The organism is Jeotgalibacillus soli (genome assembly GCF_000829435.1).
GTDB classification, from domain to species: Bacteria; Bacillota; Bacilli; order Bacillales; family Jeotgalibacillaceae; genus Jeotgalibacillus; species Jeotgalibacillus soli.
In genome coordinates, this window is record NZ_JXRP01000019.1 from 1 (window position 1) to 26,166 (window position 26,166).

Annotated in this window: 27 protein-coding genes and 1 pseudogene; 7 read left to right on the forward strand and 21 right to left on the reverse strand. The window is 36.1% G+C overall.

All coding sequences use genetic code 11. The features are described from left to right. Positions 1-1,643: 1,643 nt before the first annotated feature. The gene (locus KP78_RS14160) at positions 1,644-1,880 is read right to left on the reverse strand and encodes a hypothetical protein (protein ID WP_041090020.1); all 237 of its coding nucleotides are present in this window, start codon (positions 1,878-1,880) and stop codon (positions 1,644-1,646) included. A gap of 828 nt (positions 1,881-2,708) precedes the next feature. Beyond that, entirely contained in the window at positions 2,709-2,942 is a 234-nt protein-coding gene (locus KP78_RS19380; RefSeq protein ID WP_084220091.1) for an HIT family protein, read from the reverse strand. Between the two features lie 265 nt (positions 2,943-3,207). Between KP78_RS19380 and KP78_RS14170 the strand changes: the two genes are divergently transcribed. Then, positions 3,208-3,609, forward strand: coding sequence for a hypothetical protein (locus KP78_RS14170; protein ID WP_235420950.1), 402 nt, complete (start codon positions 3,208-3,210; stop codon positions 3,607-3,609). A gap of 132 nt (positions 3,610-3,741) precedes the next feature. On the opposite strand, the gene KP78_RS14175 is transcribed toward KP78_RS14170, so the two are convergent. Next, positions 3,742-3,978, reverse strand: coding sequence for a hypothetical protein (locus KP78_RS14175; protein WP_041090022.1), 237 nt, complete (start codon positions 3,976-3,978; stop codon positions 3,742-3,744). Between the two features lie 424 nt (positions 3,979-4,402). Further along, the gene (locus KP78_RS14180; protein ID WP_041090023.1) at positions 4,403-5,374 is read right to left on the reverse strand and encodes an agmatinase family protein; all 972 of its coding nucleotides are present in this window, start codon (positions 5,372-5,374) and stop codon (positions 4,403-4,405) included. 257 nt (positions 5,375-5,631) lie between these two features. Here KP78_RS14180 and KP78_RS14185 point away from each other — a divergent pair, with 257 nt between their 5' ends. Beyond that, on the forward strand, positions 5,632-5,811 hold the full coding sequence (locus KP78_RS14185; RefSeq protein WP_041090024.1) for a hypothetical protein: 180 nt from the start codon (positions 5,632-5,634) through the stop codon (positions 5,809-5,811). Between the two features lie 199 nt (positions 5,812-6,010). Here KP78_RS14185 and KP78_RS14190 read toward each other — a convergent pair whose 3' ends face one another. Beyond that, the gene (locus KP78_RS14190) at positions 6,011-6,886 is read right to left on the reverse strand and encodes a GAF domain-containing protein (protein WP_041090025.1); all 876 of its coding nucleotides are present in this window, start codon (positions 6,884-6,886) and stop codon (positions 6,011-6,013) included. A gap of 185 nt (positions 6,887-7,071) precedes the next feature. On the opposite strand from KP78_RS14190, the pseudogene KP78_RS14195 reads away from it, so the two are divergent. From KP78_RS14195 to KP78_RS14205, 3 genes and pseudogenes are all read left to right on the forward strand, one after another. Further along, positions 7,072-7,296 (forward strand): annotated as a pseudogene (locus KP78_RS14195) (transposase); the annotation flags it as partial. 361 nt (positions 7,297-7,657) lie between these two features. Then, positions 7,658-8,788 (forward strand): amidohydrolase, encoded by a 1,131-nt coding sequence (locus tag KP78_RS14200; protein ID WP_041090026.1) that lies wholly within the window; start codon positions 7,658-7,660, stop codon positions 8,786-8,788. A 297-nt stretch (positions 8,789-9,085) separates the two neighbouring features. Then, on the forward strand, positions 9,086-9,640 hold the full coding sequence (locus tag KP78_RS14205) for a GNAT family N-acetyltransferase (protein WP_041090027.1): 555 nt from the start codon (positions 9,086-9,088) through the stop codon (positions 9,638-9,640). 61 nt (positions 9,641-9,701) lie between these two features. Here KP78_RS14205 and KP78_RS14210 read toward each other — a convergent pair whose 3' ends face one another. Continuing rightward, positions 9,702-10,775, reverse strand: a complete 1,074-nt coding sequence (locus KP78_RS14210; RefSeq protein WP_041090028.1) for an undecaprenyldiphospho-muramoylpentapeptide beta-N-acetylglucosaminyltransferase — start codon at positions 10,773-10,775, stop codon at positions 9,702-9,704. 660 nt (positions 10,776-11,435) lie between these two features. Beyond that, entirely contained in the window at positions 11,436-11,600 is a 165-nt protein-coding gene (locus KP78_RS19785) for a hypothetical protein (protein ID WP_157841509.1), read from the reverse strand. 711 nt (positions 11,601-12,311) lie between these two features. Here KP78_RS19785 and KP78_RS14220 point away from each other — a divergent pair. Then, positions 12,312-13,676, forward strand: a complete 1,365-nt coding sequence (locus KP78_RS14220) for an MATE family efflux transporter (RefSeq protein WP_041090030.1) — start codon at positions 12,312-12,314, stop codon at positions 13,674-13,676. A 49-nt stretch (positions 13,677-13,725) separates the two neighbouring features. On the opposite strand, the gene KP78_RS14225 is transcribed toward KP78_RS14220, so the two are convergent. Continuing rightward, entirely contained in the window at positions 13,726-14,508 is a 783-nt protein-coding gene (locus KP78_RS14225; protein ID WP_106388578.1) for an SDR family oxidoreductase, read from the reverse strand. Positions 14,509-14,775: 267 nt separating this feature from the next. On the opposite strand from KP78_RS14225, the gene KP78_RS14230 reads away from it, so the two are divergent. Then, positions 14,776-15,402, forward strand: a complete 627-nt coding sequence (locus tag KP78_RS14230) for a glycerol-3-phosphate acyltransferase (protein ID WP_041090032.1) — start codon at positions 14,776-14,778, stop codon at positions 15,400-15,402. Positions 15,403-15,442: 40 nt separating this feature from the next. Here the strand turns inward: KP78_RS14230 and KP78_RS14235 are convergent, their stop codons facing one another. From KP78_RS14235 to KP78_RS14295, 13 genes are all read right to left on the reverse strand, one after another. After that, positions 15,443-16,225 carry a CAP domain-containing protein gene (locus tag KP78_RS14235; RefSeq protein WP_041090033.1) on the reverse strand — a complete coding sequence of 261 codons (783 nt, stop codon included), beginning with the start codon at positions 16,223-16,225 and terminating at the stop codon, positions 15,443-15,445. Positions 16,226-16,548: 323 nt separating this feature from the next. Beyond that, a complete protein-coding gene (locus KP78_RS14240; RefSeq protein WP_041090034.1) occupies positions 16,549-16,812 on the reverse strand; it encodes a hypothetical protein in 264 nt (87 codons plus the stop codon). Then, positions 16,812-17,759 carry a CobW family GTP-binding protein gene (locus tag KP78_RS14245; RefSeq protein ID WP_041090035.1) on the reverse strand — a complete coding sequence of 316 codons (948 nt, stop codon included), beginning with the start codon at positions 17,757-17,759 and terminating at the stop codon, positions 16,812-16,814. Before KP78_RS14245 ends, KP78_RS14240 begins: the two co-directional genes overlap by 1 nt. 135 nt (positions 17,760-17,894) lie before the next feature. Continuing rightward, entirely contained in the window at positions 17,895-19,448 is a 1,554-nt protein-coding gene (locus KP78_RS14250; RefSeq protein ID WP_200889235.1) for a lmo1851 family serine protease, read from the reverse strand. Positions 19,449-19,580: 132 nt separating this feature from the next. Next, on the reverse strand, positions 19,581-20,285 hold the full coding sequence (deoD, locus tag KP78_RS14255; RefSeq protein WP_041090036.1) for a purine-nucleoside phosphorylase: 705 nt from the start codon (positions 20,283-20,285) through the stop codon (positions 19,581-19,583). Between the two features lie 91 nt (positions 20,286-20,376). Beyond that, positions 20,377-21,150 (reverse strand): sporulation protein, encoded by a 774-nt coding sequence (locus KP78_RS14260; RefSeq protein WP_041090037.1) that lies wholly within the window; start codon positions 21,148-21,150, stop codon positions 20,377-20,379. A 117-nt stretch (positions 21,151-21,267) separates the two neighbouring features. Further along, a complete protein-coding gene (locus tag KP78_RS14265) occupies positions 21,268-21,501 on the reverse strand; it encodes a YozE family protein (RefSeq protein WP_084220092.1) in 234 nt (77 codons plus the stop codon). A gap of 382 nt (positions 21,502-21,883) precedes the next feature. Further along, a complete protein-coding gene (locus KP78_RS14270) occupies positions 21,884-22,387 on the reverse strand; it encodes a PTS sugar transporter subunit IIA (RefSeq protein WP_041090038.1) in 504 nt (167 codons plus the stop codon). A gap of 92 nt (positions 22,388-22,479) precedes the next feature. Continuing rightward, a complete protein-coding gene (msrB, locus tag KP78_RS14275; RefSeq protein WP_041090039.1) occupies positions 22,480-22,911 on the reverse strand; it encodes a peptide-methionine (R)-S-oxide reductase MsrB in 432 nt (143 codons plus the stop codon). Between the two features lies 1 nt (position 22,912). Continuing rightward, positions 22,913-23,452 (reverse strand): peptide-methionine (S)-S-oxide reductase MsrA, encoded by a 540-nt coding sequence (gene msrA / locus KP78_RS14280; protein WP_041090040.1) that lies wholly within the window; start codon positions 23,450-23,452, stop codon positions 22,913-22,915. Positions 23,453-23,473: 21 nt separating this feature from the next. Continuing rightward, the gene (locus tag KP78_RS14285) at positions 23,474-24,052 is read right to left on the reverse strand and encodes a YpmS family protein (protein WP_041090041.1); all 579 of its coding nucleotides are present in this window, start codon (positions 24,050-24,052) and stop codon (positions 23,474-23,476) included. A gap of 22 nt (positions 24,053-24,074) precedes the next feature. Beyond that, positions 24,075-24,866 (reverse strand): SGNH/GDSL hydrolase family protein, encoded by a 792-nt coding sequence (locus KP78_RS14290; RefSeq protein ID WP_052474852.1) that lies wholly within the window; start codon positions 24,864-24,866, stop codon positions 24,075-24,077. Between the two features lie 170 nt (positions 24,867-25,036). Then, positions 25,037-25,879 carry a DegV family protein gene (locus tag KP78_RS14295; RefSeq protein ID WP_041090042.1) on the reverse strand — a complete coding sequence of 281 codons (843 nt, stop codon included), beginning with the start codon at positions 25,877-25,879 and terminating at the stop codon, positions 25,037-25,039. Between the last annotated feature and the right edge of the window lie 287 nt (positions 25,880-26,166).

The window sequence follows — 26,166 nt, forward strand, 5'->3', positions numbered from 1 at the left end:
CTTAAATGTTACTTAAATCAAGAATTAACGTTGACGTTTTAGGTTGTTTAGTTTTCAAGGTTCAAGGTGTTTCTTGCGTGTCACTCTCTCAATTAACTATATAAGTATAACATTCTTTCGAATATTATGTCAACAACATTTAATTATTTTTCTCTGTTGTTTTACTATTTTCAATTGTTCTTCAGGAGCAAGGTATTCAATATAACATGCTAAACAATAGATTGCAACTATTTTATGAAAATATTATAAAACATATTAACAACATCACTTTCTCTGTTAACTCCTCTCAATAACTTGAATGACCAAACCTGACTATAATTGCACCTCAAGAGCGTTACTCTATCCAAATCCAGAACACGAGAAGGCACAAGAAGCTGCTGAACAACTGGATGAACAATTATTTTGCACTACTCATCTCTAGATCAGAATTTAGCGAAAGTAAATTCTCCCTTCTTACAAATACACTGCAATATATAGCCTTTGAAAAATTGGTACTTTACTGAACGATAAATTATATAGAAAATGTGCTGTAGAATCTCGACATACTTTTACCCTGATTAGAAGTAATGAGGTTCAAAAATCGAATAAGGAGAGTTTTTCATGTAATGTTTCAGTTTTTTTCTGTGAGTTTATGCTTGTTTGTTCTATAGAAGCTTCCACTTTTTCTATTACATTAGCATGGAATGAATGTTCCAAATTGCAAACTGGACATTTGTAAATCATATTAGGCAATCGAGATTGTGCCAACTTAAGCCGCTCCTCCAATGTCATCTCTTTATCTTTTGAACATGATCCACATATTTTCTCCATCTTTCAACCCCGCTTTTAATTTATAACTTCTGTTTAATATCAAAATCTCACGTCAAATGAAATTATAAAAATTCCTCAATTTTAATAATAACAGATGTAAAAGAAATTAGCTTTTTTATGACTAATAGCTCTTGTTAAATACCTTTGTCGGCATAAAAAATATTCCCTCCCTTATTTTCACAACCGTCATCACTGTCTCATAGGGGGAGGTTCTCTATATCATTTGTAGGTGACTCATAATCTCTTCAAACTACATAAGCAATTTGTTCGCAACTAGTTTATAAAGTTTTAGTTCGCACATAATTTCCACACGTTAGATAGCAGCATAAAAATAATTTAAAACGCAAGGCAGCAACTCCGGCTATAATAAAAAAATATCTTAAAATTTTTTTGCTGCTTTAAACCATAATCACCCTCTAAATATACTTATTTTTTAATATACTCACCATACGCTCATCTTATTGTAATAGAGGACTAAAATATAGCACCCAGCATCAGAAAATTACCATTACTTATTTGTTTCTATGCGATCAATACTATTTTTTCTTTTTTGCTTTTCAAAATAGTTTGACGCTACCTCAACCTAAAAAATGACCTCCATAATATTTATTGCTAACTTATCGTGTGCTCCATAATCGCCCAAATACACCTTGGGCAGTATTTTTCCTATGTTCAATTATTGATTTCATCTAATAATCGTATGATAAAAAGCCCAAGCTTTATACTCAGGCTTCACGAATAAGCCTGAGCAACGAGGAAGTTTTACTACTCGTCGAACCTGCCTATAAATTTAAAAGAAATATTACATTTAAATCCATTTGAAAGTCCGGAATCTATTCGAACGTCGGATCTTCTACGTCAGATAAGTTGATTAGAACACCTAAAATAAACACCCTTTGTGTAGCCTCTTCCGACAACTCATCGTATTCAGCATGCACTTTGTAATGATTTATTGTATCTTTATCATTTTTCAATTCTTCAAGATGCTCAGGGTTAATTTTTAATATGTTCGGTTCATATCCTTTTTCACTAAGGAAATCATCTTTTTTTCTTATTAATTCATCTATCATTTTACCGCCTCCATATTTCCCTTATACCGCAACTTTGTCATTATCAAACTTCATTCAGTGCGTAATATGGTCATATATCTCGAAATTTCATCAGATTTTGGAAGATGTTCTCGGTCGTTTTTTAAGCATAAAATCCTCATAGTGACCTTTAGGTTGATCGTTTAGAAGTGGTTACAAAAACGAGGTGCAGAAAGTGAAATAACTGAGTTTATAGGCTTTCTTATAAAATAGTGGTATTTCATTTATCTTAAATTGTTTTATTTACTTTAATCTATAATTGTTTTCTGTTTCGGAGTTGCTACTTTGTAGTATTAATTCTTCTTTCTAAGTTAGTTAATTCACCTCACCTAATAGCGCTATTTAAGAATACTGCTTCTTATCCTTTGTAATAATTTACCTTATCCTCTAATTAATTGATTAAAAAGAACGTTTTCATATTTTTTATTTCAATGCCTTTGGCAATAGTAGCTTGATAGGCGCCCTCCTAACATATATTAATTGAATAAAAGAACACCATTCTTTATTTAGAATAGTGTTTTTATTAATTGATTGAATGGTATTTACTTATATTATATTCTCATAAATTAAACACATATAAATTGATTCAAATACGCAAAATGACTATTTAGTTCACTTTTTAAAGCATTAATACTGTCTAATACCTTCATTTTCTGTATTCATTTCATTTTTGCATGAAGTCGCATTGGCCTAACATACTCTATTGAACGTCCAAAGTGGGACGTTCAGTCATAGCGTGGGACTATCCATGTATGAAAATTATAGGAAGTATCTTTATATTTCTCTCTGTGTTTTTCTGATTTTTGTTATTTAATTAATATAGTCAACTTTCTCTATATCACTTAATTCATCCATAGATTTGATGTGACGTTTCGAAGCCAAAATAATTAAACCTTCTATTGGATAGGCAGCATCCTGGTGGGCATGAAAGTATTCTGTTTCGGTAATAACCCCTCCGTTGGATTGAATGATCCCGCTTGTCAACGGACAGCTTAAGCATTTAACTGTAACCGTGTCACCATTTGAAAATAAAATAGTTCTCATGTTGCCTCCCAAATGATCATCATTGACATTAACCTGAATCGTTCATTGATCTCGTAAAAAATGGCTTTCGCAGCTTACAATTATTCGGACATTTTTTTATTCTTTCCGATCATAACGAAATGCTTGTCTTTAGCTTTTTAGGAATAATAATTTCCCAATGTAACGAATACAATAACATAGGAAGAGTTAAAAGCATAAAGGAGTTTTTACTATGCGTATAAAGCATCCTTTAAAAAAATATCTTCTCCTCTTATTAATTATATTAATGACTATATTGATTCTTTTTATATTACTGCCCTCTGACGCAGAAGAAGCTTTGGAAACAGTCGATTTATTTTACAGACTGGAACAAGAAGCTGACTTCTCAACATCCTGGGAATTGTTTCATTCTGAAATGAAGAATCGATTTCCAAAAGCCGGATATATTCAAGATCGGGCTCATGTCTTTATGAATCATTTTGGTGTAAATACGTATACGTATACATTAAGCGAGCCTGAAGAAATTGAAGATTGGAAAATGGATATTGATACTGAGTCGATATTTGTATACGAAATTATCGTCACACAAAGCTATATTGGTAAATACGGTCGTTTTGACTTTATTCAATATGTATACGTTTCGTTGGAAGAGGATGAATGGAAAATACTTTGGGATTACAATGAATAAAGTATAAGGCTGTTTTTCCTAGTTTTCCATTGATACGGGTGAGATTAGCAAATTCTTCTATAATCATTATCTCCCTATGAAGACGATCCTCTCAGTCACTAAGACCCCCTTTACTAATCTCCCCCCAAGCAATTACGCACTGATTTCGTTTTCAATGTCAATTTCAATGAATAATCCATTATTCATTGGGCTGGTTTTATCTATATTAGTCGAAGACAGTACTACTAATTGAATATATTCGCGTGTCAATGTGTACATTGGAGCTTGGATTCCCTGCATTATTCTCTCTCTTGCTATCTTTGCACAAATAATTTCTCCATCGTGTACAACAAGGTCTTTATCTTCCAACTCTGAGAATTTGATTGTCATTTTTCGCACCTCCAGAATATGATTGATCCAATATAGTCTATTACTAAAAAATTTATTTGACACTCCGTTAACCATTTATTTCAATACCATGTATAAAGTTTTCCCCATAAAATGCGCTTTTCAGTCATGATTATTAAAACATCTACATATTTTATCAATAAAGATGTATTATTCTATCTATTATGACTTTTTTTTTAAGAACGTTCAAGCAGTAATGATGGTTTTTATCTTATTGTAAGACCATTCGTTCCTTCAACTTCAGATATTCAGATCGTTGAGTCTTTTTTCATTTAGCTGCGAGAATAATAGAAAATAAATAAAAACGCATCAAACCATTTCATGGTTTGATGCGTTTTTTGTACACAATATAAGTTAACTGTTTCCTTTAATAGATCTTCCATTCTATACTTTCGTAAAGCGATTATTAGTTAGTGGGTTCTGAGTTTTTTTGTTGGTTTTCTACCAATCCAGCTAATACATATAGGACAATGGTGGAAGCAATATGAGATGAAAAATCATTTGTATCCTGCTGAGGGTATACTTCAACAAAATCCATTCCTACAACCCCTTTTTTAGAGAATTCGTGAATAAGCGTTAATAATTCGAAAGTGTTTAGACCATTTCCATCCACAGGACCGCCTGGATTAAATGCGTAGTCAAGAACGTCACTGCAAATCGTTAAATAAACTGCGTCCGCACCATCACTTGCTTGATGATAGATTTCATCCGCTATTTGGAGTAAATCCTTTGATTTTCTAATATCATTGATTGTAATGGTTTGAGCACCAGCTTCATTCGCGTATTTTCCACTTTCTGGTTTGTTGCGAGGGCCATGAATCCCGGTATGAATAATATTTTCATTCCTTACCCCTTCTAATTCATATAGTCTGGCAAAAGGAGTAGATCTTGCATACATATCACCATTATGTGTTGGCATGTTATCATAATGGGCATCCAAATGAATAATACCAAGCTTTTTTCCTTTAAACTCCTCTGATTCCGTCAATCCCTTAACAATTGGATAGGTAATTCCATGATCTCCCCCAAGGGCCACTGAAAATTTACCTGAATTCCAAATTCTCATCGAAAATTCTTTGATTCGCTCCATCGTTTTTACTACATCTGCCGGAATCACTTCTACATCTCCTGCATCACCCATTTTCAAGTGTTCAAACACATCGATATGATTCAGTTCTGGTAAATATCCACTATATCTAGCTGATGATAACCTCATTACCTTCGGACCAAGTTCACAGCCCGTATAATCACCCCAAGTTACAGCACCTTCCCACGGAACCCCATAAACAATTACGTCTGATTCCTCGATACCGCTCCCATCTGATGCATTAACCGCTCCTAAAAAGCATGGTGTATTCCCATAGATTTTTTCCGTCATCCTATCCACTCCAATATTTTAATTTTTGTTTTTTCTTCAACAAATAAAAACAAAGAATATTAATATTTCTTATACCAATTCTATTACCCTAAAAGTAATCCATTATGCGACTCTTTCTAATTCACCTTGGCTCCAATAATTTGAAGGAAGTTTCTTATTTTATTTACTTTCCCATTAATAAAGCGTTGTCTATTACACATTTATCACAACCAGTTTATTAATACGTACATATACTAAATTAGAAAGGAGGGAATTTAATGGGTGTAGCATTTTTGTACCTAGCAAGTATTTTAGCTGGATTTGCACTATTAAACGTACCTTTAGAATCATACCTTGGACCTCTAGATCCAATTCTTACATTTATCGGCATGTCAGCTGTTGTCTTATTCTCACTCGTTTTGATTTTTAAAGGGTTAGTCGCATTATTTGATAAATAGCGATTGTCCCATAGAGATTTAAACAAAAAATAAATAAGCCCCCTACCATAATATACATGGTATGAGGCTTATCAATTTGCTTTTTCCATACCTTTCTGTCACGCAATTTTTTATGACAATCATTTTTGAAACAAGCACGCATATTTTTTAGATCAAAAAAGCGACACGCAACAAGCGGCCGCCAAGAGACTTTCTCTAATTAGTTTATTACTGTCACTTCTTGCTCCGTAAAATACAGCCCGATACGTTTTAGTGCTCTTTCCAACGTCGACTCAATGATTAAATCATTGAAGCTCTTCACACTCATCTCAGTAACTTTCATCGCAAGATCGGGTCTTATACCGGTCAAAACTGGCGTGGTCCCAATGAGCTGAAGCATGTTAACAATATTTTCAATGAAGGAGCCGATCCTGTCGTTAATTCTTAATATGCCAGATAAATCGATAACTAAATAACTTAAATCCATTCTTTCACTGCTCATTAATGCCATTTTTGTAATAATTTCATATCGTTCCTGTGTAATATCTCCAATAATTGGAAGTATCGCTATCCCCTTGGTAATCGGTACAATTGGAGCAGAAAGATTTTGAATTTGATTATTTGCTTGCTCAAGCTCCAGAACAAAAGTTAATAGAGATGAAATCGTTGTAAATAACTCAATATGCTTCTCTGTAAATTCAAATGGTTTATTATCAAGCCCACAGATTGTTCCGTAATTCTTTCCATTTTCATAGTAGATAGGGATCCCTATAAAGGAACCTCCACCAAGATTCTCCGTAACCTTCATTCCGCTTGTTAGCTCATACTCAGTGATGTCCGGAATAACGAGAATTTCTCTTCCTTGATCAACACTTAAACGGCAGAAGGTTTCCTTAAAAGGCAGCTGAGATCCTTCCTTTAATAATACCTGATCCTGATTATATACTTTAACAATCGTATTTGTTTGCAAATCATTTTTTGCAATAAACAGTGTATTAATGTGTATGAATTGGCTCATTAGCTTTAATACATTCTCTGCTGCATCGTTAAAGTCACGATACGATTTAAGCATTGGAGGATCATTCTCGTTTTTCATGATCATACGCCTCTATCCCTTTCAAATACAAATATGTACATTCTATTATATTCCCTAATATAGGTCTAAGGAAACATAAAGAGTATAAAATATTTTGTGTAAATAACTAAAGACATAGAAAAAGGAAGATCTTTTCTTGCTAGAATTAAGTCACCACAACCAATCCTAGAAAAGAGGTCTTCCCTATGAATCAGTTTACAACAGAAAATGTCCAAACTCTAGCCCACAAACAAGATATTACAGAAGTTGTTCGTGCGCATTTAAAAATACCTGTGAATACGCTGCTGGAAACAGAACGAACAGAATTTCTAGACGATGAAAAATATGACCGCATCGGTTTTAACTCAGGCAATGCGTCTTATTCACGCACATTTCATACGGAATACGGCAATTTGAACATCCAAGCCCCATAGAATCGATTGAGTTAAGATCACCTCGTTCGAAAGTGAAGTAAGTGATGAGGGCAGCCATTTTATCGGTGAAGAAAAGAGAGTCGAAAGCATCAAAAAAATAAGGACTAAGCCTATAGAAATAAATACAGCAACATTGGGTGCTTTTGAAGATGTGCTTGTAATAATTATATAGGAAAAATTATTACCCAATCGATTTCGTTAAGTTGTTGTAACTGCTGCTCCATTTTAAATCCCTCCCTTTTTATAGGACGTATAAGAAGAAAATTTCGTTCGTTATTTTTTACTCTTTTCTAAGACAAGTGCATAAAATAGAATATATAAAACAAACAGCTATTACTTCTTGAAAACAGGTGAAAGAATGACTACACTCTTATTAAAAAATTCCATTGTCTACCCAATCACTTCTCCAATGATAAAGCAAGGGGATATTCTTATTCAAAATGGGCTGATCAAAGAGATGGCACCTTCAATTAAAAAACCTTCGTTATCTACAGAAGTGATTGATTGCAAGGGTATGCACTTATTTCCTGGCATGATTGATGTGCATACACACCTTGGATTATATGATGAAGGAACAGGGTGGGCTGGAAATGATGCTAATGAATCCATTGAACCTGCCACCCCTCATATCCGAGCAATTGACGGTGTATATCCTTTAGATGAAGGTTTTTTAAATGCACGTGCTCACGGGATAACAACGGTCAATGTTTTACCGGGCAGCGGAAATGTAATTGGCGGTGTAAGCACGGTTATAAAAACGTATGGGAAAACCATTCCATCCATGATTGTAAAGGAAGCATCCGGATTAAAAATCGCTTTAGGTGAAAATCCTAAAAGAATCCATTCCAATGGTAATAACGATTCCATTACCAGAATGGGTATTATGGGAATGCTCCGTGAAGCATTTTACCGGGCATCCTATTGCGATCAACTAGAGGATTTGCGTGTCGTACCTATCATTAAAGCCTTAAACAAAGAAATCCCCGTCCGAATACACGCTCATCGTGCCGATGATATTATGTCTGCCGTTCGCTTTGCAGAGGAATTTGATCTCGATTTAAGGATTGAACATTGTACAGAAGGTCATCTTATCGCGGATGAGCTTCAAAACAGAAATTTAAAAGTAAGCATCGGACCTACTTTAACTCGAAAATCCAAGGTGGAGCTAAAAAATAAATCATGGAAGACGTACCAGGAACTATCGAAAAGAGGGATTGATGTTTCAATTACAACTGATCATCCTTATACGCCAATACAGTATTTAAACGTATGCGCGGCTATCGCTGTTCGTGAAGGCTTACCTGTTGAAAATGCACTCGAAGGTATAACGATAGCTCCAGCAAGAAACTTAGGGATAGATGACAAAATCGGGAGTATTGAGGTAGGAAAAGAAGCGGATTTAGTCCTTTGGAACGAACACCCACTTCACTTTATGGCAAAACCCATTTTCACCATGATCAGTGGAAAAATCGTCTACAAAATTCAGTAATAAATTTTACACATTTCATACAAAAAATAGTTCAAAAAACTATTTTCAAATCATATTTTTTTTTGTATGATTACTTAGCAACTGTGTAGAACAAACTAGCTATAGTTTTAATACTATGATGCCATGGGACTGCTGTGACGGTCTTTAATGGAGGGAAGGCAAATGGTGCGCCACCAGTTTCTTGACTGGTTCTAGTGGGTTCGATTCCCACCCCGAAATTTTTTATGAACGCTATGAAAAATTTCGAGGGTAGTATCGAATCCTACTAGGATACTGCCCTTTTATGGAGGGAAAACCATGATCAAGAAACGAGAAATTACTGAAAGCCATATTCTTTTCGACTTAATGACGCACCCAGATGTCTTTCCTTTTGTTCGTCAAAAAGCATATTCTGCCGAAGAGCTCATATTTGTAACAAGACAAACCCTGGAAGCGGAAGAACGCGGTGAATTGATCTCTCGGACCATTACCGATGAGTGGGGAAATCCGATCGGTACCATCAACTTATTTGACATTAAGGATGGAGCTGGATTTTTAGGCACCTGGATCGGAAAACCGTATCACGGTAAAGGCTATAATCAATTAGCTAAAGAGGCATTTTTCCAGGAGCTTTTTTATGAACTAGAGATTGAAACCATTTATATGCGGATCCGGAAGGAAAACATCCGCTCTCAAAAAGCAGCTGAAAAGCTTCCATATGTAGTAAACGCAAACGAAACGAAAAAACACATATATGATCAGCTAAACAAAACTGGAGATATATATAATTTATTTGAAATTTCAAAAGATCTTTACACGCTTTATCTCAAACGTCATCATGCTGAAGACATTCATGAAGCGCTTGAAGCTTAATATTAAAATAAAAATCCTCATAGATGCACTATGAGGATTTTTATTTTATACGATTCACTCTTTATTTTACTAAAGCAAGCTTCGAAACTTCCTGAGCCATTTGTTCAATAGTATATGATACCGGAGCATTCTCCATTTTTTCAACCATATCCCACTGTTGATCACGCAGCTGCCTTATTGTTGTAATCAAACATTCTGCCGTTAACTCTTTTTCTTCAAGCTTCAGTGCAAATCCTTGCTGAACAAAAGATCGAGCATTTAAGATTTGGTCTCCCCTGCTTGATTCAAGCGGTAATGGAATCAAAAGCATTGGTTTTTTCAAGGCTAGGAATTCAAAGATCGAATTTGAACCAGCTCTTGAAATGACTAAATCCGTCATGGCAAGAAGATGTGGAAGCTCATCTGTGACAAACTCAAATTGAACATAACCAACTTTATTTGAGTCGACTAGGTTCCCTCTACCGCATAAGTGCACAACTGAAAATTGCTCTAAAAGCTGATCCAAGGAATCCCGAACAACTTCATTGATTTTATGAGCGCCTAGGCTCCCTCCCATAATTAAAAGAACCGGCTTACTTGCATTCAATCCAGTAATTTTCTCCCCTTTTTCACGGCTTCCTTGAAAGAGTTCTTTTCGGATGATGGCACCCGCACATGTAGAACGGTCTTCCGGTACATGCTGAAGCGTTTCAGGAAAAGTTGTAAATATTTTAGTCGCAAAAGGCACGGCCAATTTATTCGCAAGTCCCGGTGTGACATCTGATTCGTGGATGACAACAGGTACTTTTGCAAATTTTGCTGCGATGACAACTGGGACGGAAACAAAGCCACCCTTTGAAAAGATAATATCAGGTCTTTCTTTTTGAATAACTCGGTATGCCTGCAACACACCTGCTACAACCCGAAAAGGATCTGTTACATTTTTAAAGGAAAAATACCGTCTAAGCTTCCCACTAGAAATTCCATGGTATGGTATTTTGGAAAAGGCTGTATTAATCATTTCTTTTTCTATCCCAGTTTTTGAACCGATATAACTGATTTTCCATCCTAATTGTTTAAATTGAGGAATAAGTGCCACGTTAACTGATACATGACCGGCTGATCCTCCACCTGTAAATAATATACGCTTGTTCATTTGTTTACTCCAATCGTCAAGAGATTACTTGACTTTTCCCATTAATAATCTCATATCATTCTTGGTTATATATACGTTAAATATAATGCAACTTTTAGTGAAATTATGACTAAGTTAGCACTGCATTATATTACCCTATTTTACTTACGTGGTCAAAAAAAGGTCAGATGTAAATTTACCTAAAATGAAATGAGATGTCGTACTGATCAGATATATGCAAATTAATGGTTTTTATTCAGTCGTTACCATCTAAGCCTATTATTATCTGTTACACCTGACATCTCAGATACTCCCTACATAGAATCAAAAAAGTTATAATCCTTGAAATTTAATTGGATAATTCCCAAATTTGTAGAATAAAACTAATCAAAAGCCTTCACCCATGAATTGGAATCGAAAATATTTTCAACATCCAGCAAATCATTTTTCTTGTTAATTTTCTACAATGCTCAAGTATAAGGGCTTTGCCTATTATATTTGCAAATAAGACGGTTCTTCTATTTTGCCATATTTGTATTCTATTTTCACCATTTATCCTCGTTAATACAATAGCCTCGATTCCTAGAGAGAAACGAGACTTACACGTAGATAAACTAGCATTTAAATTATACCTTCTTATGCGACTTTTTAGGTTCGATCAACCTGAAAACCTCTCTTCCCTTACCGATAAAAAATTTCTGTAGCAAACAATCCGCATGCTGTTATCAGTAATGATAAATACAATCCTGCCATAAGAGCGGTAACAGCAAACATCCCAATCATCATACTGTAAAGCAACGTCATTCTTTTACGCCAGATGGCATGATGAACGATTGGTTTTTTCACAGCTAAAACCGTAAAGAATGATCTGGATAACAAATGAAACCGAAAACCATCCGATAAAACGTTGACTGGGGGATCCCGTAGTATGGTCCTGAATCATCCTAAATCCAATACTCCTTAGCAACAAATGCCACAGGATCAATAATTAAATCCATCGTTACAGCCAATAGGGCAGTTCCTTTTCAATATAGAATCGCTTTGACAAGTGAGAATGGGCTCTGAAAGCCATGAACGGAAGATTCCCATGGCTGTATAGATGACCATTACCCACGCAAACCCAATCTTAAGCGGAACGCCAAAATCTTTTTCATAGTAGTACGCCCCAAATATTCATCCATATTTTACTCCTAAAGATTCGGTCCACATGGTGAATGCCATAATAGCGATAGAAAATATGAGGCCCGGCCATTTACCTAACATATTCACGGCATATATGATCGCGAGTGTACCTGCTAAGTACAAAATACTGCGTTTGCCCATTCTAAAAAAGGTGGTAAAATGTCGAACCCAATTAAAATTACGCCTACAGCATACCAAAGCAAGAACAATCTTCAGACCCATTCCATTCCTTATTCCTCCAATAACAAAATAAACAAAGCACCCAATGCATTTACTGTAAAAATCTATGATATAATTCTATTGTTTTCATCAAAATATTATGGTGTTTTATCCAAAGTCTATAGGCATTACCACCATCAGAGAGCAGGCTAACATATGTATCAAACAAATTCCCTACAAGAAAAAGCAAAACAATTTACGTACATTTTAATTCCTATTTTAATTACACAGCTCGGACTTTTTTCAATGAATTTCTTTGACACAATAATGTCTGGTCAATATTCTACCGCTGACCTTGCCGGTGTGGCCATCGGTTCATCCCTGTGGGCTCCTGTTTTTACCGGACTTACTGGTATTCTCTTATCGATTACTCCCATCGTAGCGCAGCTGATTGGAGCAAAAAAGAATAAAGAGGTTCCATTTACAGTTATACAAGGCGTATACGTAGCAATTATAATGGCACTTATCATCGTGTGCGTAGGTTTTTTTATCCTTGATCCGATATTAAATGCCATGAATATAGAAGACGAAGTAAGAAGAATAGCCAGGAATTATTTAATTGCGCTGTCGCTGGGAATCGTTCCGTTATTTGTGTACAATGTACTGCGTTCATTTATTGATGCACTTGGATTTACTCGCGTGTCCATGTTAATTACGTTATTGTCATTGCCAATAAATGTTGCGTTTAATTATGTTTTGATCTTCGGCAAACTTGGGCTGCCCGCGCTTGGCGGAGTCGGTGCAGGAGTCGCATCAGCTATAACGTATTGGTTGATTGCTTTGATTTCAATTTATATTGTTCATACAAAAAAACCATTTAAAGACTATAATCTTTTCAATCGTTTATACGGAATCGCCTTATCGAAATGGAAAGAAATTCTAATCATAGGGATCCCGATTGGCTTCTCTATTTTCTTTGAAACAAGTATTTTCTCAGCAGTAACAATCTTTATGAGTACCTTTTCAACTGAAATCGTAGCCGCTCACCAGGCAGCGATAAACTTTTCCTCATTTCTTTATATGATTCCTCTCAGCATATCTATGGCATTAACCATAGTGGTTGGATTTGAAGTGGGAGGAAAACGAATGAAAGATGCTATGCAATACAGCTGGATGGGTATAAGTGCAGCTGTCATCGTTTCGGTGCTACTCGGGATTGCGCTCTTATTTTTACGTGAACAAGTGGCATCAATCTATGCAAATGACCCGGTTGTCATTGATTTAGCCGTTCAATTTTTATTCTTCGCCGTACTCTTTACACTGTCAGATGCAATACAAGCACCCGTTCAAGGAGCTCTACGCGGATATAAAGACGTGAATATTACCTTCCTTATGACCTTAATATCCTACTGGGTTATTGGTCTCCCTTCAGGATGGGTGCTGTCAAATTACACAGCACTTGAATATTTCGGTTATTGGGTTGGTTTAATTGCCGGATTAACAGCAGGTGCTGCTACTTTATCAGTTCGATTAATTCTACTACAGAAAAAACAGCTTAAAATTAAAACAGTACAAAGATAAATAAAGATCTCCTTCTATTTCTCTATCGTTGAGAATGAAGGAGATCTTTTTAATTTAATCGTCTATATACTTTTCCAAGTACATCCATCCCACCGGTAACAGGGACAACAGCACCTGTTATAAAATCAGATGAATCATCACATAAGAACGCAATTGCTCTTGCAATATCCTCTCCCGTACCTGGACGTCCTATTGGATTATTGCGATCGGAATCATGCTTGGCATCAATGATCGACTTTTCTTTCCAGTCACCATCAATATCTCCTGGACATACCATATTAACCGTGATTCCATTAGGAGCCTCCTCCAAGGCAAGCGTTTTGGTTAAAGAAGCTAAACCGCTCTTTGCTGCGGCAAACGCTGATCGATAAATCCATCCTGGTGCCGTATCAACCCGGTCATAGCCATACGTAATGATCCGGCCCCATTCCTTTTTTCTCATCATTGGCAAGATCAACTTACTTATATAAAATACCGAATTTAAATTTCCATTTATCATATAATTCCATTCTTCAATCGAATAATCAGACATACGTTTTCGTTCCTTAATATAGGGCCCGGCATTGTGAATAAGAACATCGATCGAGTCAACATCGTATGAAATTAATTTATCAATCATCTTTGTGCAATCATGAGCGTTTGATATATCTCCTTGAACTGCGGTCACTTTTTCTTTTGTTATTAACTGGAGTTCTTTTACAAGCTCATGTGCAGCTTGTTCATCCGAACGGTAATTTAATACGATTTGAAAGCCTTTTGCTGCAAATTCTTTTGCAACCATTCGTCCAATCCCTTTCACTCCGCCCGTGATTAAAACTGTCTTTTTTGGCACACATATCCTCTCCATTAATACATGATACTTTTAGTATGAAGGAAATGACCCAAAATGCAACTTTCGATATCGAGTGAAGAGAAGTTTTTGTGTTCATTCATGGTTTATTCTAATCAAATAGCCTCTGATTTATTTTACTGAGTCATTCAAGTCATCTTTTTCTTCATCCCATTATTTTAAATAAGTAAAGATCTTTAGATATTACAAGCAAAAACCTATTGCATAAATCGAGTATTAACTAAATAATGGATATATAGGAGGTGTTTTATGTCATGGTTAATAGTGGCACTGATTGGATACGGAATCGGCTGCCTTCATGGATCTCATCTTGTTGGTTCTTTTAAAAGGATAAATTTAAAAGAAACAGGGGTAAAAAATGCAGGAGCTTCAAACGCTACGATAGTTCTAGGATGGAAATATGGCTTAATCGTAGCATTTATTGATGTATTTAAAGGAACGATTTCATTGATCATTGTTCATTTATTAGTTGGATCTACTGTATCGATATCAATTTTGCTCGCATTGTTATATGTTAATGCTCTTTTCGTTATCATCGGACATAATTTTCCTATGCAAATGCGTTTTAGGGGAGGAAAAGGAACTGCTTCACTTGCTGGTGTCACGCTGGCAATCGATTGGCGCATCGCACTCATTTCAATTGGACTTTTATTTGTTATAACTTATTTCTCGGATTATTTAATTATCGGTGTTTCCGTAATGTATGCATCCTTTACAGCAACTACAATTCTATTTGATATGGGCTGGATTCCAGTTGTGATAACCATCATATTATGGTCTATTAGTTCATGGAAGCATATCGAAAATTTCCAGCGTTTAAGGAATGGAAATGAAACAACTTTATCGAGTCTTTTACACAAGAAAAAAGCAGTATAGCAAAAGAGCTGACCTGTATAAATTGGTCAGCTCTTAATTCTTATTTACCGATAAACATTTGAGTCCAGTAGTTTCCTGATTCAACATGTCCTACGCCAATATGCGTGAACGTTGAACTTAAAATATTTTTACGATGGCCTTCACTATTCATCCAAGCTTTTACAACTTCTTCAGGCGAACGTTGACCCATTGCAATGTTTTCCCCAGCACTCTTGTAGCTGATACCATATGATTTCATCATATCAAATGGTGATCCGTACGTAGGGCTAGTGTGAGAAAAATATTTTTTTTCTTTCATATCCAGTGATTTATCTTTTGCTACCTTGCTTAATGCCACATCAAGCTTTAATGGTGCTAAACCAGCTTTAGTGCGTTCAGCGTTTGTTAATTCTACAACCTTTTGTTCGAAAGCTGATACTGCTTTAGAATCAGCCGTTTGATTCGCTGTTGGTGCATTTGCTTTTTGTGATTGCTGTGGTGCTTTCGCCTCAGCAGCCGGTGCTGCTGGCTGTTTTACCTGAGCAGCTGGTTGTTGTTGCGTTTTTGGTGCCGCTTGTTGCTCTGCAGACGCTGCCGTTTTATCTCCATTTTGTTTCTCAAACTGTTTAATTAAAGCGTTTATATCATTCTCATTCCAATTCATGTTTCCATTGGTAAAACAATTTTGTTGTTGAACCTTCATTTTAGAAGCCAACTCTATTTGAACATTATTTTGTTTTACGTTTGCTAGATTATTATTTCCTGAAGCTGCTTGAGTTGATGCAGGAGCTAACATAAGCGATACCGCTAATGCTCCAGAAATAACGATTGTTGATACTTTCATTTTTTCTTCCTCCTTTTTTGTGTCGCTTTCGACACTCTCATCCTATCATCTGATTTTTGTAATATTAGTGGATCAATATGGGTTTTTTTATTTTTTTATAGATTGCTAATAGAAGAGGGAAAAAAGAAAACAAAAAAACAACGGAGACCATTGTTACCAATGGACTTTCCGTTGTTTTCCAAAATAGAGATTCACCTTTAGTTATTGGAAACAAATTCATCTGCACGGAAATATTGACGTAAAATAAGTATTGACGGTTTTTTAACGGGAGGAATTTATTACTGTCATTACATGAGTGTTACAATCCTTTAGAAAAGATTGCATTATAATTCAGTGTATATTTGAGTATATAGATTGATTAAGGCTATTTTTTCTTTTTCGTTTAATGGAGAATGGATAATGCGTTCAATACCTATTAAATACTTTTTATCCGGATGCATTCGTGTTCGCGGATGCGTTTGTTCATCAAGGAGCTCGATTTTAATAGCTCGATTCAATGCTTCTACATCAGATAAGCCTGAATGGCTTAAAGCTCGATCGTTCCACATTTTTTTGTATGCCGCAAGAAGATTGAGGTTTGTATTCATTAAATGATTTCTCCTTTTTTACATTCCTCTAATTTCCGCAGATCTTTGATAATGGCATTTTTGTCAAGACCTTCCCCAATTACAACTAAGTTGGTTGGCAATTTCATATCCTCAGGTAAATAAAACGGCATCCCAAAAGAATATTGGAATAAAACAGGATAGTTAGAATGGGAGAAAGGAATATATCCTTTCATGCGATATACCGTTTCTGGCAACGTTCTAATCCAGTCCTCAAATAAGCCCTGGTCAATTGCTTTATTAAATGTGTGCACGATCGCCTGAATTCGCAAATGCTTAATAACGTTTAAACGGCTGTAATCCTCAGCCTTTTCTACCTTTGATATTTGAGTTAGTGCATTTGCTGAAATTGATGAATGATTTGTCATGATGATCTGTGAAGTTGAATTAATCCCCTGCAGCTCACTCGATGCTGTTGCAAGCTGCATTTCTGATAGTAAATTCACTTTATTTAAAAGGATCAGACCCGCATAACGAATTTGTTCTCTTAAAAGCTGTAAAACCTGTGGAGATAGCTCTTTCCTGGTCATCCATTGATGAGCATCTACGACCGTAATTATTCCCTTAAATTCAAATCGATCAGCAAATAATGGCGACATAATGGCATCCACAACCTCAATAGGATGTGCAGCTCCAGTCGTTTCAACAAGTAAAACATCGAATTTCTCGTTTATTAACAAGCCCTGCAGTTGAGATTCTAATTTATCCTGTATGGTGCAGCATATACATCCATCCAATAACTCAGCAAGTGGAGTATCTTTATCAACTTCATTTGAATCAATAGATACTTGACCTAGTTCATTCATTAAAACCGCTGGGGTCTTCCCGAATTCCTTTTGAATCTTAACCATATGTTTTAGCAAGCTTGTTTTGCCGCTTCCTAAAAATCCTGATAAAATATAGACTTCAATCTTGTTTGATTGTTTCAATTCGTGTCACTCCTCTTTCCATTTATCGTATCTATATATTTAGCAAAACTCTCTTACACATGGACCAATGATTAATAGCGTACATAAAAATGCATAAAAGGGAAAAAGCCAGCGCATTTTCTGCGCTAGCTTTTTCTATGCAGCATCTTCTTTTTCTTCTGTATTTTCAGGCGTTATTCCTAATCCATTAAGAAGAAGATCAGTTGCTGCTTTTACTTGTGGATCATTCTCTTGCAAAAATTCTCTAAGTTTAAACATGATTGTTGCAGCCGTTTCGGCATTAATAACCCCTGTTACCTCCAGATCATTTTGCTCCTGGAAGGATTCTACTGCAGCAACTGTTTCTTCATCAAATAAACCATCAACATTACCTGGATTAAAGCCGAGTGCCTCCAACATTTGCTCTGCTACCTTTACTTGCTCTGATAACATGGACTTCTTTAATTCCACTTCTGCATTTAATATCGGTAAAAATGCGTACGCTGGAAGGGCTACTTCTTTATCAGGCTTTATTCCATCTTCATGAATCCAATTGCCGTCTGGTGTTAACCATCGAGCTGTCGTAAATTTCATATTTGAACTGTCTGAAAATTCTTCTGCTGTTTGCACTGTCCCTTTTCCAAACGATGTTTGTCCTACCAATGGAATACTTACGGTTTCGCTTAATGCAGCAGCAACAATTTCAGACGCACTTGCACTTCCTTCATCAATAAGGACTGTTACCGGCAGATCAATTTTTTCTCCCGCTTGTGCAGCCATCATTTGTTTTTCACCGCTCTTTTCCTCAACTTGTAGGATTGTTTCCCCTTCAGGAACAAAAAGATTGGCAATTGAAATTGCTTGAGGAAGCAATCCACCAGGATTTTGTCTTAAATCAAGGATTATTGCTTTCATGTCTTGAGACTCAAGATCTTCAAGTGCAGCTGTTAACTCATCATAGGTTGATTCGGAAAAGCTTGTCAGCTGAATCGTTGCGACCTTATTTTCATCCATTTCATAATAAACAGTATCGATCGGTATATCATCTCGAGTAATGGTGATATCCATTGTTTCTTGCATTCCTGCACGTTGAATCGTCAAGCTGACGTCCGTACCCTTTTCCCCTCGAATAAGCAAGACAGCTTCATTGGCGCTCATTCCTTGGATGCTTTTATCATCAACTGCAAGAATTTTATCATTCGGCAATATTCCCGCTTTTTCAGCTGGAGATCCTTTAATTGGTGACACCACCGAAATAACGCCGTCCAATGATTGGATTTCTGCTCCAATCCCTTGAAAACTTGAAGAAATATTTTCTTGGAATTGAGCAGCTTCCTCTTGATTCATATAATCAGAATATGGATCTTCTAAAGCATCAAGCATGCCATTAATAGCACCATTTACTAGTTCTTCTTGATCAATCTCCATGAAATATTTATCATTGATCGTATCATATGCCTCGTAAAGCTTACTAAATTCATTTCGCTCAGGAGTAACTACAGTAACAGCTTTTTCATCTCCGAATGATAATGCGAAAATTAAGACAATTGCTGTTGTCATAACCGTTAGAAAAAGAAGCATGACAAAATGGAACTTTTTTATATTTAGATATTTAGAAGGCTGGGTCTTTCCATCTTCTAATGGCGGATCTTGATCTAGCTGATCCTTCCCATTTTGATCCTTATCCAAGCTATTCACCACTTTCTCCATTACACATTACATATATATTTTTACATATGCCTCTTCTATCTTAACAGTTTTTCTAGCTAAGTGAAAGGATAGTAAATTTAACTAAAAACAAAAAGGAAAAAGGCTGGCTATCGTATTAGCCAGCCTTTTTCTTTATTCAGCAATCGCAGCGTCAAGAGCTACTTCAATCATGTCATTAAAAGTAAGCTGTCTTTCCTCGGATGAAGTTGCTTCACCTGTCAAAATATGATCGCTGACTGTCAAAACTGAAAGTGCATTTCTTCCAAACTTAGCTGCTAGTGTATAGAGTGCTGCTGTTTCCATCTCAATTGCCAATATACCATATTTTGCCCATTTTTCATGTTCAGCATTGTCATCATAAAAAATATCCGCAGTAAATACATTGCCGACTTTAAGATTCAATCCTTTATCCATACCAGCTTCATACGCATTTTTTAGCAGGTTGAAGCTTGCAGTTGGTGCATAATCAATTCCGTTAAATGTACGCTTGTTCATTTGAGAATCCGTAGACGCCGTCATCGCAATAATTACATCACGAACCTTTACATCCTGTTGAATAGCACCACAAGTTCCTACACGAATCAAGTTCTGAACACCGTATTCTTCCATTAATTCATTGATGTATATAGAAATGGATGGAACACCCATGCCAGTTCCTTGTACAGAAATACGTTTTCCTTTATATGTTCCAGTGTACCCGAACATGTTTCGTACTTTATTGTAACAAGTTACATCCTCAAGAAAAGTCTCAGCAATATATTTAGCACGAAGCGGATCTCCTGGTAGTAAGACTGTTTCTGCAATTTCACCTTGTTTTGCACCGATATGTATACTCATAAAAATGTTCCTCCCTTATACTTCTTTCATCATAATCATAACTATTGTAAGGCTTTTTAAGGCGTATTTCAACTTACTGCCAAATTTCATTTTATTTCGAAAACTGTTCAATTGTTTTCATTAATCGGGCAGAAAAATCAGTTAATTCATCTGTTCTAATTCTCATTCTTACGATCGATTCATCAAACCCAACTGCTTCAGCCATTAAACTCCTGATATTCTTTCCTTTCCGGTCCACCTCAAGTAGTAATTCGTAGGATTTTTCTGATTCCGGAAAGAAAATAATTTCAATTTCATCAAGAATCCCTTTAAACGGTCCTTCAACAGGAACAAACTCAAATTCTTGAATAAAAGGAACTTTGCTCTTGAATCGATACGGTGCTTCTTCACACTCCACTTTACGAATCGTAAATCCCAAAACATTCATCGCTTCTAACACATGATTCATCAAAGAGGTAGGTTGAACGGTTAAACAGTCATGGTCTGTTGGATCAACAGCATTTTTTATATCAAGACCAGTTTTCATCCATACTTTCGTTTTGCCAGCAGTAACTGGAGTAGTTAAAGGCATGGTGAACGTGAAAGGCACCTCTCTTATTTCATCCTTTTTTATGGTAAAGGGTTCTGTCAATTGCAGTTGATCAACCACTGCACGATCTTCGTATTTGCGGTCATTAGACTCTCTTGTATAGTTTGTTATGAGCGTTAAATAGATGGATTCAATGGTTTGATCAACATTCCCGCCCTTGATTACTACAATTCCATCCACTATCTCACCACATATATACACTGTTTTAGATAAATTAGTGTCAACTGTTGTTGCTCCAATCCCTAGAGAAGCTAATGCTTTATTAAATAACGACATTTTACGATCCCTCCTTTTTTAAATGCTATATTTCCGAGTTGCTATTAAGTATAATTATTCATTACTTACAGTGATGATCTCATTTTATAGAAAACTAACGTTTACTTAAGATAGCTTTTATGATAATTCATTTTTTATGGTAATTCTGTAATCTTCCCAAAGATCATCAAATACTGAAATTTGATCATTATAAACTTCAGTAAGTTCAACATATTCACTGATTTCATGATAATCTTCTGACATCTTTGGAAAATCGAGATCATCATACATCCTATTCGCAAATTCAGATTGTGGTGTTTTTGGTGATGGTTCACGGTATTTCATCACATAATGATAAAATGATCGATTCAAAGGTTACACTTCCTTTACTTTGCTGCTTTTTAGTATAGTGAAATTTTCCTTTTTTTGAGTTATCCATAAATAATCAGCTATTCAAGAAGAATAAGTGACAATTCTTCACAAAAAGTACTGCCAAAAAACTTTATTCTGATTCCTGTCCAAGGTCAATCTTCCATCTAAAACAACCAAATTTATATCGTTTGATATTTTTTCTCGTGAAGTTATTTGCAATTTTTAATTATTATTCTATACCCTGCTCAAATTTCGTTAACCACGTAAAGCTATATTGAGTTTTTGCAGTGGATAGAAGCTTGTATGAAATACGATAAAGAATAAAAAAGAGCTGATCCCCATCCTCGCGAGTTGCGTGGATAGATGATCAGCTTGAAAGGTCTTAAGCTTTCGCTGAAATTTCCATGACTATATCATTTCCTGCAGTGATCGTTGACACATCTTTTTTTGTGACCGATTCAAGATCATCACCGTTTGTAACGATAATTGGTGTGATGGTACTCTTGGCTTTTTCTTTAACCAGTTCAAGATCAAATGTGACTAGGGTGTCTCCAACTTTAACTTTACTTCCCTCGGAAACATGCGCTTCGAAGCCATTCCCTTGCATAGATACAGTTTCTAATCCAATATGAATGAGAATTTCCGCTCCATTTTTTGCTTTTAAACCAATCGCATGCTTGGTTGGAAATACCTGAATCACTTCTCCATCCACAGGGGATACTACTTTCCCTTCAGAAGGTTCAATCGCTATGCCATCCCCCATCATTTTTTGCGAAAAGACTGGATCAGGAACCTCTTCCAATGAAACGAATGTTCCAGTTAAAGGTGCATATACTAATATATCTTTCGGAGCTTCCTCTTTTTTACCAAACAGTTTCTTTAACATGATATCACTCTCCTACTAATCTTTTAAAGCATTTAACGTTTATTAATACGTGAACGGTTCGTATTGTATCATAATTGTGCATTTCTTCACAATTATTGTTCATCAAATAGCTTTTTATATACGCTATATCCTTCTTCATCAAGCCGTTCTTTTGGGATAAAACGTAAGGCAGCTGAGTTAATACAGTAACGTAAACCGCTCGGTCCTGGTCCATCATTAAAAACATGACCGAGATGGGAGTTTGAAGAACCGCTTCTTACCTCGGTTCGAACCATAAAATGGCTGTAATCACTTTTTTCAAGGATTTCTTTCTCTACAATTGGTTTTGTATAGCTCGGCCATCCGCACCCAGCATCATATTTATCTGTAGAGCTGAACAAAGGCTTCCCAGAAATAATATCAACATAAATGCCGTCTCCAAATTCATCCCAGTATTCGTTTTTAAATGGTGGTTCTGTCCCATTATTTTGTGTCACTTCATACTGCATAGGAGTTAGTTTTGACAAAATTTCTTCTTTTTTCATATTAATTTCCGCCTTTCGCTTGCTGCTTTATAAAGTCTGCTCTGCCTGATCCAATTTGATACGCATTATAATGGCTTGGCTGTTTTTTGTAATAATCCTGATGATAACGCTCTGCTTCATAAAAAGGACTGGCTTTAAAAATATCTGTTGCAATCGGAGCAGAAAAACGACCGCTTTTTTCAAGCTCCTGCTTGGATTTTTCAGCTTGAATTTTCTGTTCTTCATCATGATAATAGATGGCAGTTTTATAGGATTCTCCACGATCAAAAAACTGTCCCCCCCCGTCCGTAGGATTAATTTGACTCCAAAAAATTTCTAAAAGCTTTTCGTATGAAAATTGTGTTGGATCATACGTAATTTGAACGGCTTCACGGTGGCCTGTCGTTTCGCTGCACACTTCTTCATAAGTAGGATTGACAGTGTGGCCTCCTGTATAGCCAGATACTATCTTATGAATTCCCGGCTGCTCATCAAACGGTTTTACCATACACCAGAAACAGCCTCCTGCAAAGGTTGCTAACTTATATTGTTCTTGTTCCATCAGAAGAACCTCCCCATGTAATTATTTTGGTACATAAATCGAGAAAGAAATATCATCTTCGGGCAAATTAAAGCGGTTAGCCTTTACGTTTAAACCTGCTGCCACTTCAATTTCAGTCACTTCGACTAAAATTTGCTGTTCATTTGGCTGAATCGTTACCCACTCTGGAAATTCGTAAGAGTCCCTAATAAATTTTAAAACATAGCTCACAGGCAAATCTACTGCTCCCAATGAAAGCTTCTCTTGTTTTAACAGTAGATTCCCATTTTCTAATGCCTGAGCTTCAAACGTCATTTGAAAATCAATCGCGGTTGTAAAAATAGGAATCATTCCGTTTAGAATAACCTGATCTTTGAATTCAATCGAATAATTAATGGGGCCATTCAAGCCTTCTTCTTCAATAAATCTATTAGTAACCGCTGTAAGGTCATCTCTCGAAGCCGTGACAGTAAACTCAGCTTCTGATTCAGGTGAAACACCTTGTAAGCCTTCCTGTCCAGAAGAATCTATTGGTCGAAAGAGCTGAAATAATAAGACTCCAATAGCAACAAGAATGACCGTCATTATTGTTAAAAAAGCAAATTTCCATCTATTTCTCATCAAATCCCTCTTTCTGCTCAACCTACTCATTCATCAGCTCCATTAAACCTTCTTCAATTCGTTCTGCGATTAATGAATACCCTCTATCATTAGGATGGAAGAAGTCGGTATGAAGTAAATTGTCTTCACTATTTTTGAAAATATCAGCAACCTCTACAAAGGATGTGTGATCCCAACTTGAAGCAATGTCACTCGCTGCATGATTCCATTCTTCCACAATCATATCCATTTCTTGAACATCAGCAGAAAAAACAAAAAAAGGATTATAAATACCTAATAATACAATAGATGCTTCTGGATTCAATGAACGTATTTCACTAAATACTTCACTAAGCCGCTCCTCGTACTGAACCCTGGCAGCCGAAAAGTCATCGTATGTTAATGAAGGAAAGTTTGCACGAAAAACGCGCATTACATCATTGCCTCCAATGGTCACGATTACGGAGTTTGCACCTTCAATCGATTGTCGTATTTCTTGATCTTCCTGCACTCTTTTCAAAAGCTGGTCTGAACGGTTTCCTCGTTTTCCAAAGTTAATAATCTCTACCTCTTTGATTATGTCCTGCTCTTCTAGCTTTTGTTCAAGCAAAGGAACATATCCACCTAGACCTGTACTGTCCCCCACACCTTCTGTCAATGAATCGCCTATTGAAACAATCGTCAGATCGACCGGGATAAAGGTTTCATCCGGAGAGGGTTTCGTTTCGAGTAAAACCTCACGTTCTTCATTTTGTTCATTCGAAGAAGGTATCGTACAAGAGGCAAGGAAAACTGATGAAAGGATCACCAACCCTGCTTTTGTGAATGACTTCACCACATCTTCCACCTTCTTTCGCTTACTATACAGCTATTATATCACGCATAGCATAGAGTAAAACAAATTCGGCTTCTATTAAAGCCTATTATAAAAATCTGTGTTAATTCTTTCTATTCATAATAAAAAGCCTATGCCCCATTGTTATGGCAGCACAGACTTTCACTATATTATTCTGTGTAATACATAAAACCGATTGCACCTTTACCAGTATGCGTACTAATAATGGGTGTTGTTTCTTCAATCGTTATATCTTGGTACCCTGTTTTCTCAAGTATTTTTTCCTTAAGGGACTGGGCTAGAGCAAGTCCATCTGCATGAACGATTCCCACAGCTTTAATCGTTTTGCCTTTAACGTTCTCCATAAAATGGTTTGACAGGTACTTAACGACTTGCGAGTGACTTCTAGCCTTTGATACCGGTGTATACTCTCCGTTTGCTAAAGAAGCAATCGGTTTAATATTTAATAATGATCCAATCATTGCACGGCCTTTTCCAATACGTCCGCCCTTAACTAAATTCTCAAGTGTATCCACTACTACAAATAAATGAGTAGATTCACGAACTTCTGTCACCCGCTGAAGGATTTCTTCTTTAGAAGCTCCAGCTTGCGCCATTATCGCTGCTTCTACAACCTGAAAGGACAATGCTTTCGAAATAAAACGTGAGTCCACAACTGATACATCAGAAGAAGTCAGACTCATTGCACTTTCAGCTGATCGAACGGTGCCACTCATATTCCCAGTCATATGAATTGAAATGATTTGACTTCCATCCTGACCAAGCTCATCATAGACTTTTTGAAATGCTCCAGCTGAAGGCTGTGAGCTCTTAGGCAACTCTTTTGAGTGCTCCATTTTTTTCATAAATTCTTTAGGCGAAATTTCGACACGATCAATAAAAGATTTTCCATCTATCGATAACGTTAAGGGTACAATTTTAATACCATATTTATGAACTATTTCTTCGCTAAGATCTACAGTTGAATCCGTGACGATCCTTATCTTTGTCATTCCATACACATCCTATCATCTATCGCTATTTATTATTATACAGTTAAATGATAGCGTTTCAAAGACTATGTTGTCGTTGTAATCGTTAAATAATCATAAAATAGTAAAATTAACCGTAAAGAATAGTGTAATGTGCTTTTACTCAAAGAACAAATTAGTTTTTCCGAATAATATGTTTCATCATAAGGGTGATAATATTACATTCATTGCACTTTATTGTCATGCGAGATACAATACTAGAATAGATTTTATCTTCATTCTATATTCATTGAGCATCCTCTGTCTAT